The 13,237-nt window shown below is 70.1% G+C and carries 8 protein-coding genes; 6 read left to right on the top strand and 2 right to left on the bottom strand.

Annotated features, from left to right (window positions below; genetic code table 11):
- Positions 1-543 precede the first annotated feature (543 nt).
- Both VGC13_RS19240 and VGC13_RS19235 read left to right on the top strand, forming a co-directional pair.
- Positions 544-753 carry a hypothetical protein gene (locus VGC13_RS19240; RefSeq protein ID WP_331126906.1) on the top strand — a complete coding sequence of 70 codons (210 nt, stop codon included), beginning with the start codon at positions 544-546 and terminating at the stop codon, positions 751-753.
- A 172-nt stretch (positions 754-925) separates the two neighbouring features.
- Positions 926-2,287 (top strand): alpha-amylase family glycosyl hydrolase, encoded by a 1,362-nt coding sequence (locus tag VGC13_RS19235; protein WP_331126905.1) that lies wholly within the window; start codon positions 926-928, stop codon positions 2,285-2,287.
- 1,901 nt (positions 2,288-4,188) lie between these two features.
- Here the strand turns inward: VGC13_RS19235 and VGC13_RS19230 are convergent.
- Positions 4,189-5,919 (bottom strand): hypothetical protein, encoded by a 1,731-nt coding sequence (locus VGC13_RS19230; protein ID WP_331126904.1) that lies wholly within the window; start codon positions 5,917-5,919, stop codon positions 4,189-4,191.
- Positions 5,920-6,270: 351 nt separating this feature from the next.
- On the bottom strand, positions 6,271-7,593 hold the full coding sequence (locus tag VGC13_RS19225; protein ID WP_331126903.1) for an amidohydrolase family protein: 1,323 nt from the start codon (positions 7,591-7,593) through the stop codon (positions 6,271-6,273).
- A 766-nt stretch (positions 7,594-8,359) separates the two neighbouring features.
- Here VGC13_RS19225 and VGC13_RS19220 point away from each other — a divergent pair.
- The 4 genes from VGC13_RS19220 (at position 8,360) to purM (ending at position 13,222) form a co-directional block, all read left to right on the top strand.
- Positions 8,360-8,707, top strand: coding sequence for an FmdB family zinc ribbon protein (locus tag VGC13_RS19220; RefSeq protein ID WP_331126902.1), 348 nt, complete (start codon positions 8,360-8,362; stop codon positions 8,705-8,707).
- A complete protein-coding gene (gene argS / locus VGC13_RS19215) occupies positions 8,708-10,411 on the top strand; it encodes an arginine--tRNA ligase (RefSeq protein WP_331126901.1) in 1,704 nt (567 codons plus the stop codon).
- Between the two features lie 854 nt (positions 10,412-11,265).
- Positions 11,266-12,189, top strand: coding sequence for a PfkB family carbohydrate kinase (locus VGC13_RS19210; RefSeq protein WP_331126900.1), 924 nt, complete (start codon positions 11,266-11,268; stop codon positions 12,187-12,189).
- A complete protein-coding gene (gene purM, locus VGC13_RS19205; protein WP_331126899.1) occupies positions 12,182-13,222 on the top strand; it encodes a phosphoribosylformylglycinamidine cyclo-ligase in 1,041 nt (346 codons plus the stop codon). Before VGC13_RS19210 ends, purM begins: the two co-directional genes overlap by 8 nt.
- The last annotated feature ends 15 nt before the right edge of the window (positions 13,223-13,237 follow it).

The raw sequence follows: 13,237 nt of genomic DNA, 5'->3' as shown, positions 1-13,237 counted from the left end.
CCGGCTTTTCTGCGTGCGGGCGCCGCTACAGCAGCAGGAGCATGACGAGCCAGCCCCACCGTTCTGCCGACTGGATCCTTCGGTCGCGCGCAATCTGTTGTTCAGCTTGTCGTTCCACGTGGTGCGCTCCCTCAGGGGTGTTGCCAAACCTCCAGCGTGATTGACTTCCTGAGGGAGGCGCCGCCCCGCAACCCACTTGTACACTGCACCTTGGCGCCGACCGAAGGACCTCGCCAGCAGAACGATGGGGCTGGTCCCGTGCCCTGATCCGGCCCCTGCGCCACCGAGACGAGGTCCTTCGGTCGCGCGCAATCTGCAGGGTGACTTCTGGTTGGACGTGATGCGCTCCCTCAGGAAGTCAGCGCTTCGTTATGGATTTGAGGAGTGGTTCGACACGTTGAGAAATCGAAGAAATCCGCGCGGAGCCACATCCATCGGCTGCCAGCGTTTCTGCTCTTTCCTTTCCTGACGCTAACTGTAGATTGCGTCACGGCGCCGTTGGCCGGTGGCGGTTTTCCGAAAACCCACGTGGGAGACGAAAGAATGATCAAGCTGAACCCCGACGACCTGGCGGTGCACTCGTTCTCTGCCTCGGCCAGCCCCGGCGGTGACGACGAGGTGATGCTGAAAGACACCGATCCGCGCGCGTGCCCCTACACCCAGGGCTGGAACTGCACCACCATCGTGCGCGAGACAGAAGGCTGTCCCACGCTTGCGGCTGGCTGCGAATCCGGCGGCGGCGGCGGTTGCTGAGACGTCCGACGGCGTGACGGGGGGGCGCGGACCGGGGATCACCCGGGCCGCGCTCTTTACGCCAGAGGGGGCGCGGCGGCGTTCGCGCAGCCGCATGGAGTGGACGGAAGCGTACGATTCCTGGGGAGAGGGCAGGGGAGCCGCAAGGCTTCCACACCACAGGGGAGCGGCCATGGCCGATTGGGCGCGGGACGCCGTTTTCTACCACGTCTACCCGCTGGGGCTGTGCGGGGCGCCGGAGCGCAACGACTTCAGCGCCCCCGCGCAGCCGCGCCTGGCGGAGCTGCACGCCTGGATTCCGCACCTGCGGGAGATGGGCGTCACCGCGCTGTACCTGGGCCCGCTCTTCGAATCCGCCGCGCACGGGTACGACACGGCGGACTTCCTGCGCGTGGACCGGCGCCTGGGCACCAACGCCACCCTCGCGGAGCTTACGGCCGCGCTCCGTGCGGCGGGGATCCGCACCGTGCTGGACGGCGTGTTCCACCACGTGGGCCGCGACTTCGCGCCCTTTCGCGACCTGCGCGAGAACCGCGAGGGATCGCCGTACCGCGACTGGTTCGCCGGCATCGACTTTGGCGGACGCAGCCCGTATGGCGATCCGTTTTCGTACGCGGGATGGCGGGGGCACTACGAGCTGGTGAAGCTGAACCCGCGGAACCCGGCCGTGCGCGAGCACCTGTTCGCGGCCGTCCGCGGGTGGATCGAGGAGTTCGGCATCGACGGGCTGCGGCTGGACGTGGCCGAAGACCTGGAGCCCGCGTTCCTGCGCGACCTGGCCGCCTTTTGCCGGGGCCTGCGCCCGGACTTCTGGCTGCTGGGCGAGGCCTCCGGGGGCGACTACCGCGGGCTGGCCGGCCCGGGCATGCTGGACTCCGTCACCAACTACGAGGTGTACCGCGCGCTGCACTGCAGCCACAACGACCGCAGCTTTTTTGCGTTCGCGGCCTGCCTGGACCGCCAGTTCGGCGAGGGGGGCCTCTACCGCGGCCTGTCCCTGTACGCCTTTGCCGACAACCACGACGTGCACCGCGCCGCCAGCACGCTGCGGGAGTCGGCGCACCTGGCCACGCTGTACGCGCTGCTGTTCACCATCCCCGGCGTGCCGTCCATCTACTACGGCAGCGAGTGGGGGATTCGCGGCGTAAAGGCCCACGACACCGATCTTCCGCTGCGCCCGTGCCTGCGCTGGCCCGACGCCGAGCGCGACGCGCCCTGTCCGCGGCTGGCGCAGCTGATCGCCTGCCTGGCGCGCATCCGCCACGCGTCGCCCGCGCTGCGAAGGGGGACGTACCGGCCGCTGCACGTCGCCCGCGAGCAGCTGGCCTTTGCCCGCGAGGCGGAGGGCGAGCGGGTGATCGTCACCGTGAACGCCGCCGCCGAGCCCGCGCGGCTGGAGCTGGCGGTGGATGCCCCCGACGGCGGCGCGTTCTGCGACCTGCTGCACCCTGGCGTGGGCTTTACCGTGCACCGCGGGCGGCTGTGCATCAGTCCCATTCCGCCCCGCTCCGCGCGCATCCTCCGGCTGCGGTGATCCCGCGGCCGCGCGCTACCCGCCGCCGGCCCCTCGCGGCCGGGCCTCGGAATGACAGGCTGCTGGGTACCTCAATCCATCCCAATCTGTCATTCCGAAGGAGGCGCCTCACAGCGCCTTCGATCTCCGCGATTGTCCGGGCGCCGACTGAGGAATCTACTGTCGGCATGCTGGTGGATCGTGGAACCGCCGGATACTCGCCGATCCCCGACGGGCATTGTCCGATTGCCTCGTAGCCGCGGCTCCCGTGCGGGCTGCCGCGTCCACATCCGCGCAATCGGAGGCTAGATTCCTCGGCCCTGCGACGTGCGGTGCGATCGGCAGGTGCTGCGCGGCCGGGCCTCGGAATGACAGGCTTGGGCACCTCCGTTCACCCCAATCTGTCATTCCGAAGGAGGCGCCTCACGGCGCCTTCGGCCTTCGCGATTGTCCGGGCGCCGACTGAGGAATCTACTGTCGGCATGCTGCTCGGTCGTAGAACCGCCGGATACTCGCCGATCCCCGACGGGCATCGTCCGGCTGCGTCGTAGCCGCGCTCCGATGTGGGCTGCCGCGTCCGCCTTCGAGCATTCGGAGGCTAGATTCCTCGGCCCTGCGACCCGCGGAGCAGGCGGCAGATTCTGCGTGGCCGGGCCTCGGAATGACAGGCTTGGGCACCTCCGTTCACCCCAATCTGTCATTCCGAAGGAGGCGCCTCACGGCGCCTTCGGCCTCCGCGATTGTCCGGGCGCCGACTGAGGAATCTACCGTCGGCATGCTGGTGGATCGTGGAGCCGCCGGATACTTGCCGATCCCCGACGGGCATTGTCCGATTGCCTCGTAGCCGCGGCTCCCGTGCGGGCTGCCGCGTCCGCCTTCGAGCAGTCGGAGGCTAGATTCCTCGGCCCTGCGACCTGTAGTGCAGGCGGCTCAGTTTTGTGTGGCCGGGCCTCGGAATGACAGAGTTGCGCACCTCCGTTCACCCCAATCTGTCATTCCGAAGGAGGCGCCTCACAGTGCCTTCCGCTTCCGCGATTGTCCGGGCGCCGACTGAGGAATCTACCGTCGGCATGCTGGTGGATCGTGGAACCGCCGGATACTCGCCGTTCCCCGATGGACATCGTCCGGCTGCCTCGTAGCCGCGGCTCCCGTGCGGGCTGCCGCGTCCGCCTTCGAGCAGTCGGAGGCTAGATTCCTCGGCCCTGCGACCTGTAGTGCAGGCGGCTCAGTTTTGTGTGGCCGGGCCTCGGAATGACAGGCTGCTGGGTACCTCGATCACCCCAATCTGTCATTCCGAAGGAGGCGCCTCACAGTGCCTTCCGCTTCCGCGATTGTCCGGGCGCCGACTGAGGAATCTACTGTCGGCATGCTGGTGGATCGTGGAACCGCCGGATACTCGCCGATCTTCGGCGGGCATCGTCCGGCTGCGTCGTAGCCGCGGCTCCGGTGCGGGCTGCCGCGTCCGCCTTCGAGCATTCGGAGGCTAGATTCCTCGGCCCTGCGACGTGCGGTGCGATCGGCAGGTGCTGCGCGGCCGGGCCTCGGAATGACAGGCTGCTGGGTACCTCAATCCATCCCAATCTGTCATTCCGAAGGAGGCGCCTCACAGCGCCTTCCGCTTCCGCAATTGTCCGGGCGCCGACTGAGGAATCTACTGTCGGCATGCTGGTGGATCGTAGAACCGCCGGATACTCGCCGATCCCCGACGGGCATTGTCCGATTGCCTCGTAGCCGCGGCTCCGATGTGGGCTGCCGCGTCCGCCTTCGAGCAGTCGGAGGCTAGATTCCTCGGCCCTGCGACCCGCAGTGCAGGCGGCAGATTTTGTGCGGCCGGGCCTCGGAATGACAGGCTGCTGTGTGGGTGGTGAATCAAACCGCTCGCTCATCCGTTCACCCCATCACCCCATCACCCCATCACCCGTTCACCCACTGCCGCTCATCAGCCGCACGCACGGCTCGGACGCCGCGTCCGGCGTGAGGACGATGCGCTGCAGCGTGATCCGGCCCTTGCCCTGCGGCAGGTAGCGGATGATGCGCTCGGTGCCGGCGTCCTCCACGCGGTACACGATCTCCACGGCGGCGTTGCCGATCTCGCCGGACTCGCGGCGGATGAGGCGCATGCCGTCGCGCAGGCCGGCCGCGTACGCGGGAGAGGCGGGATCCAGGCCGGTGATCACCCGGGTCGCGTTGGTGGCGGCCAGGTCGAAGCCGCGGTCGAAGTCCGGCTGCGTCGCCGTCTCCACCCGCGCGCAGGTGCCGAACAGGTCCGCCGGCAGCGTCACCGGCTCGCCGCGCTCCACGTGGCGGGCGAGCTCCGCGGTGACGTCCATCCCCAGCTCCCGCTGGACAACGGTGGGGAACAGTGTCGCGGCGTCCACGCGCGCTCCCGCCTGCCTGTTGCGCGCGTCCGTGGCGCGCTGCGCCCGCAGCACGTCGTCCATGTCGGCGCGGCCGCCGGTGTGCGTGCGGATGCGGTGGTCCAGCAGCAGCGCCAGCAGGTGCCCGCGGTCGTAGGGAAGCTGATGCACGTCCGCATCGTCCCAGAACCGCTCCACGATGGCCGAGTTGGGCACCGCGCGCGCCGGTGAGCTGGCGTTGCGCAGCAGCACCCGGTTCAGCTCCGCGGCGTAGTCCGCCGGCGTCCACAGCCCCGCGCGCAGCAGGCCGCGCGGGCCGTAGAAGTCCGCGAACCCCTCCGTCAGCCAGAACGCGCTCGCCGCCTCCCGCGGCGCATCGCCGATCTCGCCGCCGATCCAGGTGTGCATGTACTCGTGCGCCAGAAAGCGCGACGCCTCGTCCAGCGGAAAGCCCGTCGTGGACGCCACCGAGAACGCGTCCGCGCGCCCCGTGCCGGTATAGGAAAGCCCCGGACCGCTGCCCAGCGGCGCCAGCGGCACCACGAACGGCCGGCCGGCGTCGCCCCACAGCGCGTTCTCGGCCTGGACGACGGCCGCCACCGCGTCCGCGAACGCCTCGGGGGTGAAATCCCACGGGCCGCGCATGGCCACGCGCAGCGGCGCGCCGCCCACCTCGCGCCGCACCACCACCAGGTCCGGCGCGCCGATCGCCGCGCTCTCCACCACGTCGTTCACCGTACCCGGGCGTGCGCCCGCAAGGTGGTCCAGGTCCGACGCGAGGGTCCACTCCGCCGGAAATCCCGCCCACGCGAACCGGGCCGGCGCCTGCTCCCGCCCCGCCGGCGTGGCGAACACCCCCTCGCCGTGAAAGAAGAACCAGCCGGGAAGGATGAGGGGGAGCGCCTTGTGGTACTCGAAGGCCGGCTCGGCCGCGTACGCCGGCTTCACGCGGTAGCGCACCGCCAGCGCCGCCCCCGGCGCGTGCGTGATGACGCGCACCTCGCCCCCGTCCTCGCGCACGGACGCGGCGCCCTCCACCCGCAGATCCTCCACCTGCCGCCAGAGCGAGTCGGTGCCTGCCCAGCTGCCGGGCAGGTCCAGCTTCGTCTCCCCGTCCGCGTCCCCCGCAAAGCGGATCTCCACGACCAGCCCCGCCAGCGCCCCGCTCTCCATCACCGCCGCGACCGTGTAGCTGACGGGGGATGCGGACTGCTCGCCCGGCTGCGCGGCGGCGGGGTGGATAATGAAAGCCACGACGGCCAGCGCGGCCGTCCGGGCAAAGTTCGCGAATCTCATGGATCGGCGGAGTCGTGGTTGGATGTCGGAACGCCGCGTCGGCGGCTCGCGCCCGGCTACGGAAGGATGCGGGACGGAGATTCAAACGGGAAGATCGAGGAGTGTCGTCGGCGGGGTGCCCCTCCCCCGGCCCCTCCCCGTTCGTTCCTCACGGAGAGGGGAGAATTCGATCGCGATTTCTCAAGCGGCCACGTTGGCCGCTATCTCCCACTCCGCTACGTGGCAGGCACTTGCCCGCACCACGGAGCCGCCGGTCCGCGAAGGCGGCCTTCGTGTGGTCGTTGCAGCGAATTCATTCGCCCGTGCGGGGCTGTTCACCCTTTCACCCTTTCACCCTTTCACCCCTTCACCTCACCCGCCCACGTACACCCTGCCGTCCTTCATCACGAACCGCACGCGCTCCATGGCGTCGAAGTCCGCCGCCGGATCGCCCTCCACCGCGATGATGTCGGCCAGGGCGCCGGGGCGGAGTACGCCCAGGCGCTCGCCTTCGCCCAGCGCGCGGGCGGCGTTGAAGGTGGCGGACTGCAGCACCTGCGCGGGCGTCATCCCCGACTGCAGGTAGGCCCACAGCACGCGCTTGCCCCACTCGCCGCGCGCGCCGCCCAGCGCGTGGTACGCGTCCGAGCCCGCGACGATGGTCACGCCCGCGGCCCGCGCGCGCCGCACCCGCTCGCGAAAGCGCTCCAGGTACTGCTCCAGCGCCTCCGAGGGCGGCGCCGGCTGAATGTCGGTCACCACCACGTAGCGGTCGATGGTCTCGCGGTCGCCGTCCGTGGGCACCAGGGCCACGCCGCGGCGCGCCATGAAGGCAAAGGTGCTGTCCGACACCCGGTACCCGTGCTCCACCGTCGTCACCCCCGCCTCCACGGCCCGCCACACCGCCGCGTCTTCCGTGGCGTGCGCGGCCACGGTAAGCCCCGTGCGCCGCGCCTCGTCCACGATGGCGTGCATCTCGTCCATGCTGAAGGTGGTGCGGTTGGGCGTGCTCTCCGCGTAGATCTTGATGACCCGCGCGCCCTGGATGGCCGCCTGGCGCACCGCCCGCCGCGCGTCGTCCGTTCCGTTGACGATGCGGTACTCGTTGTGGACCACGGCCATGTGCCCGTGCTCCATCCCCGGAAACTGCCCGCCTTCCGGGCTTAGCCCCGGCCCCGAGTAGAACACGCGGGGCCCTTCGATCGTCCCTTCGCTGATGGCCTGCGCCAGCGCCGCGTCGCCAAAGGTGCCGCTGTTGCCCAGGTCGCGCACGGTGGTGACGCCCGCGTACAGGTAGGTGCGGGCCCGCGCGCCGCCGCGCAGGGCGCGCAGCGGCGTGCCCTCGAACACCGCCTCGCGCGTCATCTCGTGCTCTTCGGGAAGGCTGGGGTTGGTCTCCTGCAGCAGGTGCGTGTGCGCGTCGATCAGCCCCGGGAGCACCGTGTAGCCGCGCAGGTCGATCTCCCGCGCCCCCGCCGGCGCCGACAGGTTTTCGCCGACGGCCTCGATGCGGTTGCCGCGCAGCAGGATGTCGCGCGCGCCCAGAAAGACGCCGCGTTCGCTGTCGAACACGCGGCCGGCGTGGATGAGCACCGGCTCGCCCGGCGGGGGTTCGCCCGGCTGCGCGGCGGCGGGATGGATGATGAACGCCGCGGCGGCCAGCGCGGCCATCCAGGAAAAGTTGGCGAATCTCATGGATCGGCGGAGTCGTAGTTGGATGTCGGAACGCCGCGTCGGCGGCTCGGGGTCGGCTACGGAAGGATGCGGGGCGGAGATTCAAAACGGAAGATTGTGGTTTGTCGGCGGCGGGGATCGAGCTGCGTCGGCGGGCGCCCCCTCCGGGCTCGCATTACTCGCCCACCTCCCCCAAAACTGCTGGGGGAGGTTGGGGCTGCCGAACGTGCGGGACGCTTCGAAGGGCATCGAACTGCGGCGGCGGGGGCCCCCTCCCCCGGCCCCTCCCGCTCGTTCCTCGCGGAGAGGGGAGAATTCAATCGCGAGTCGGACGCTTCAGGCTGCGTCCGCAGGCGCCCCCTCCGCTCGCTTAGGCTCGCACCTCCCCCAAAACTGCTGGGGGAGGTTGGGGTTGCCAAACGTGCGGGACGCTTCGGATGGCATCGAACTGCGCCGGAGGGGGCCCTCCCCCGGCCTCTCCCGCTCGTTCCTCGCGGAGAGGGGAGAATCTGATCGCGCTTCGGCAGGTCTACCACTTTGGCCGCTTTGCCCAACCCGCCACGTGGCAGGCACCTGCCCGTACCACCGAGCCGCCAGTCCGCGAAGGCGGCCTTCGTGTGGTCGTTGCAGCGAATTCATTCGCCCCTGCCGCCGGGTCACCCCACACCCGCCGATGCCCCCGGACAGGCGAGAATCCCCCCTCCCTCCGTTGCCGCACGTGCCCGGGAGGATTACCTTACGCGGGTTTGTGACGAAAAGGAACAAGCGTTCGCCAACGGAAAGCAGGATGCCCACCTACGAGTACCGCTGCGCCGAGTGCGGCAACGAGTTCGAGCAGTTCGGGCGGATGTCGGATCCGCCCGTGCAGGAGTGCCCCAACTGCCACGCCCAGGCCCAGCGCAAGATCAGCGGCGGCGCGGGGCTGGTGTTCAAGGGGAGCGGCTTCTACATCACCGACTACCGCGGCGAGGGCTACAAGAAGGCCGCCGAGAGCGACAAGTCCGCGTCCTCCGGCGGCGAGTCCAAGCCGTCGGAGTCCAAGAGCGAGCCCGCCGCGGCTCCCAAGTCCGAGTCCAAGCCTTCCGGCTCGTCCTCGTCCGGCACGTCGTCGGGCGGAACGGGCAAGAGCGAGTAGATGCCGGTAACCAAGCTGCAGGCGGAGATCCAGCGCGCCCTTCGCGACATGGGCGTACAGGACGACGTGTCCGTCGTCCTGGAGCGTCCGCGCAACCCGGAGCACGGAGACTGGGCCACCAACGTGGCCATGACGCTGGCCAGGCCGCTGCGCAAGGCGCCCCGGCAGATCGCCGAGGAGCTGGTGCAGCGCATCGATCCCGCCAGCGCCGGCATCCGCGGCGCCGAGGTGGCGGGGCCGGGGTTCATCAACTTTCGCCTCGACACCGCGTACCTGCGCGAGGGGCTGGCCCGCATCGTCCGCGAGGGCGACGCGTACGGCCGCTCGCAGGCGGGGCAGGGGCAGCCGGTGATGGTGGAGTTCGTTTCCGCCAACCCCACCGGGCCGCTGCACGTGGGCCACGGCCGCCAGGCCGCCCTGGGCGACGCCGTCAGCGAGCTGCTGGCGTGGGCCGGGTGGAAGGTGCAACGCGAGTTCTACTACAACGACGCGGGCGAGCAGATCAACAAGCTCACCCGCAGCGTGTGGGCGCGCTACCAGCAGGCGCTGGGGAGCGACGTGCCGTTTCCCGGCGACGGCTACAACGGCGCGTACATCGGCGAGATCGCGGCGGAGCTGGTGGCCGAGCACGGCGAGCGCTTCAAGGGCGACGACTCGGCCGAGGCGCTGGACGCCATCCGCGTGTACGCCGTGAAGCGCCTGCGCGAGGAGCAGAACCGCGACCTGGACGGGTTCCGCGTCCGCTTCGACCACTACTTCCTGGAGTCGTCGCTGTACACGGGCGGGCGGGTCGAGGACACCATCCGCCGGCTGCGCGAGTCGGGCTACGTCTACGAAAAGGACGGCGCCGTCTGGCTGAAGACCACGGAGTTCGGTGACGACAAGGACCGGGTGATGGTCAAGGGCACCGGCCATCCCACGTACTTCCTGCCGGACGTGGCCTACCACGTCGTCAAGTGGGAGCGGGGGTTCCACCGCGCCATCAACGTGCAGGGCAGCGACCACCACGGCACCACCGCGCGGGTCCGCGCCGGGCTGCAGGCGCTGGGGCTGCCGGCCGGCTATCCCGAGTGGGTGCTGCACCAGATGGTTCTGGTGATGCGGGGCGGCGTGGAGGTAAAGTTCAGCAAGCGCGCGGGCGACTACGTCACCATGCGCGACCTGTACGACGAGGTGGGCGTGGACGTGGCGCGCTACTTTTTCCTCATGCGCCGCGCCGAGGCCCAGCTCACCTTCGACATGGAGCTGGCGCTGGACCAGTCCGACAAGAACCCGGTCTACAAGGTCCAGTACGCCCACGCCCGCCTGTCGTCCATCTTTCGCCGCGCGGAGGTGGACCCGGCCACGCTGGACGCGGAGTCGGCGGACCTGGGGCTGATCTCGCACGAGAGCGAGACGGAGCTGGTGAAGCTGCTGCTGCGCTTTCCGGAGGAGATCGAGTCCGCCGCCGAGGCGCACACGCCGCACTCCATCTGCGCGTATCTGGAAGAGGTGGCGGGCGCGGTGAACAGCTGGTACCACGCCGGCAACCGCGATGCCGCGCTGCGCGTGATCGGCGCCGAGGTGGCGCCGGAGCAGTCGCGCGCGCGGCTGGTGCTTTCGCGCGCCGTGCAGGTGGTGCTGCGCAACGGCCTGGCGGTGCTGGGGATCGGCGCGCCCGAGCGGATGGACCGCGCCGAGGAGCCCGCCTCCGGCGAGGCCTGACAGGGCTGCCTCTCCGGCAAGGGGCGGCTGGAGGGGATGAACGTCGCACCGGGGGTTCTGCGCGAGGGGCGGGCGCCCCCTCCGGGCTCGCATGACTCGCCCACCTCCCCCAAAACTGCTGGGGGAGGTTGGCGTGTGCCGAAAGTGCCGGAGCGCGATCGAATTCTCCCTTTTCCGCGAGGGCGAATGAATTCGCTGCAACAACCACACGAAGGCCGCCTTCGCGGACTGGCGGCTCCGTGGTACGGGCAAGTGTCTGCCACGTAGCGGTTTGGGGGAGTGGCAAAGCGGTCGCTGAGGAATCACGATCGAATTCTCCCCTTTCTCCCGCGACAGCGGGGGAGAGGGGGCCGGAGGAGAGGGGGCCGCTTCGGGCGACAGATCAATGCTCGTCGCCGAGCCCCGAGCTGTCGGCCACCCAACCTCCCCCAGCAGTTTTGGGGGAGGTGCGAGCCTAAGCGAGCGGAGGGCGCGCTGGCGGACGCAGTCTGAAGCGTCCGAAGCGCGATCGAATTCTCCCCTCTCCGTGAGGAACGAACGGGGAGGGGCCGGGGGAGGGGCACCCCGCGGTCGCAGTCCAATGCAGTTCGAAGCGCCCCAACCTGTCGGCCACCCAACCTCCCCCAGCAGTTTTGGGGGAGGTGCGAGCCTGAGCGAGCGGAGGGGGCGCCCGCGGACGCAGCCTGAAGTGTCCGACGCCCGATCGAATTCTCCCCTCTCCGTGAGGAACGAACGGGGAGGGGCCGGGGGAGGGGCACCCCCCGCCGGCGCAGCGTGAAGACCGTGCAGCACCCTGAAGTTCCGAGTACCCGACTCACGAAGTTCCTGCTTCTCATCCACATACACCGGGACCCATGTCGCTTCTCGTCGTCGGCAGCGTAGCGCTGGACACCGTCGAAACCCCGTTCGGCCGCGCGGAAGACGCGCTGGGCGGCAGCGCCACCTTCTTTTCGGCCGCCGCGTCGCTGCTGCACCCGGTGCAGCTGGTGGGCGTGGTGGGTGCCGACTACCCGCTGGACGCGCTGGGCTTTCTGTCGGAGCGCGGCGTGGACCTGGCCGGGCTGGAGCGCGCAAAGGGCGAGAGCTTTCGCTGGTCGGGCGTGTACAGCTACGACCTGAACAGCCGCGAGACGCTCGAGACGCGCCTGGGCGTGTTCGCCGACTTCGCGCCCAAGATCCCCGAGCAGTTTCGCGACGCGGAGTGGGTGTTCCTGGGCAACATCGACCCCGAGCTGCAGATCAACGTCCTCGAGCAGGTGCACAGGCCGCGCTTCGTGGCCTGCGACACCATGAACCTGTGGATCGAGATCAAGCGCACCCGCCTGATGGAGCTGCTGACGCGGGTGGACCTGCTGATGGTGAACGACGCCGAGGCGCGCCAGCTCAGCGGCCAGAGCAACCTGGCCAAGGCCGCGCGGTGGATCCTGGACCGCGGACCGCGCTACCTGATCATCAAGAAGGGCGAGCACGGGGCCATCCTGTTTACCCCGCACTCCACCTTCTTTGCGCCCGGCTACCCGCTGGAAGACGTGTTCGACCCCACCGGCGCCGGCGACGCCTTCGCGGGCGGCTTCATGGCGCACCTGGCCCGCTCCGGCGGCCTGGAAGACGCCGACATGCGCCGCGCGGTGGTCTACGGCAGCGTACTGGGCTCGTTCGCGGTGGAAAAGTTCTCGGTCGAGCGCTTCAAGGACCTCACGGCGGACGAGATCGAGGACCGCGTGCGCCAGTTCCGCGAGATGACCGTCTTCGAGCTGCCGGTGGACGCCGGTGTCTGATTCCGCGGGCGGGCTGTCGTACGCCGCCGCGGGCGTCGACATCGACGCGGCGCACCAGGCCATGAAGGGCGTCGCCGCGCTGGTCCGGTCCACCGCGACGGCCGACACGCTGTCGGAGCTGGGCTCGTTCGGCGGGCTGTACCGCGTGCCGCGCGACGCCCGGGCGCCGGTTCTCGTCGCCTCCACGGACGGCGTGGGGACCAAGCTGAAGGTGGCGTTCACAACCGGCCGCCACGGCACCGTGGGCGAAGACCTGGTGAACCACTGCGTCAACGACATCCTGGTGCAGGGCGCAAAGCCGCTCTTCTTCCTGGACTACGTGGGCGTGGGCAAGCTGCAGCCGGGGGTGGTCGAGGAGCTGGTGAGCGGGGTGGCGCGCGGGTGCCGCGAGAACGGGTGCGCGCTGCTGGGCGGCGAGACGGCCGAGATGCCCGACATGTACGCCCCCGGCGAGTACGACCTGGCCGGCACCATCGTCGGCATGGTGGAGGAGGACCGGGTGCTGGACGGCCGCGCCATCCGCGCGGGCGACGTGCTCGTGGGCCTGGCGTCCACCGGGCTGCACACCAACGGCTACTCGCTGGCGCGCCGCATCGTCTTCGAGCGGATGGGGCTGGGGCCCGACGATGCCTTTCCCGAGGAGGACGGCAGCGTGGCCGACGTGCTGCTGCGCGTCCACAGGTCGTACCTCGGGTCGTTGTATCCGCTTGTCGAGGCCGGGCGCGTCCGCGGGCTGGCGCACATCACGGGCGGCGGGCTGGTGGACAACGTGCCCCGCATTCTGCCGCCCGGGGTGGACGCGCGCTTCTCCCTCTCCAGCTGGACGGTGCCGCCCCTGTTCCGGGTGCTTCAGCGCGAGGGCGGGGTGGAGCAGGGCGAGATGTTCCGCGCCTTCAACATGGGCGTGGGGATGGTGGCGGTCGTCGCGGCGGACGATGCGGACGCGACGGTGCGGGATCTGTCCGCCGCGGGCGAGCGGGCGTGGATCGCGGGGGAAATCGTCCCCGGCGATGGCACGGTGGTGCTGAGCTGACCAACCAGGGGATGA

The sequence above is a fragment of the Longimicrobium sp. genome (genome assembly GCF_036399255.1).
Classification (GTDB): Bacteria; Gemmatimonadota; Gemmatimonadetes; order Longimicrobiales; family Longimicrobiaceae; genus Longimicrobium.
The sequence above is the reverse complement of the archived record's forward strand: the minus strand, read 5'-3'. Positions and strand labels throughout refer to the sequence as shown.

Coding starts and splice junctions, on each gene's coding strand:
- VGC13_RS19240 (WP_331126906.1), top strand. CDS start 544: ATGATCAAGCTGAACCCCGACGACCTGGCGGTGCACTCGTTCTCTGCC.
- VGC13_RS19235 (WP_331126905.1), top strand. CDS start 926: ATGGCCGATTGGGCGCGGGACGCCGTTTTCTACCACGTCTACCCGCTG.
- VGC13_RS19230 (WP_331126904.1), bottom strand. CDS start 5,919: ATGAGATTCGCGAACTTTGCCCGGACGGCCGCGCTGGCCGTCGTGGCT.
- VGC13_RS19225 (WP_331126903.1), bottom strand. CDS start 7,593: ATGAGATTCGCCAACTTTTCCTGGATGGCCGCGCTGGCCGCCGCGGCG.
- VGC13_RS19220 (WP_331126902.1), top strand. CDS start 8,360: ATGCCCACCTACGAGTACCGCTGCGCCGAGTGCGGCAACGAGTTCGAG.
- argS (WP_331126901.1), top strand. CDS start 8,708: ATGCCGGTAACCAAGCTGCAGGCGGAGATCCAGCGCGCCCTTCGCGAC.
- VGC13_RS19210 (WP_331126900.1), top strand. CDS start 11,266: ATGTCGCTTCTCGTCGTCGGCAGCGTAGCGCTGGACACCGTCGAAACC.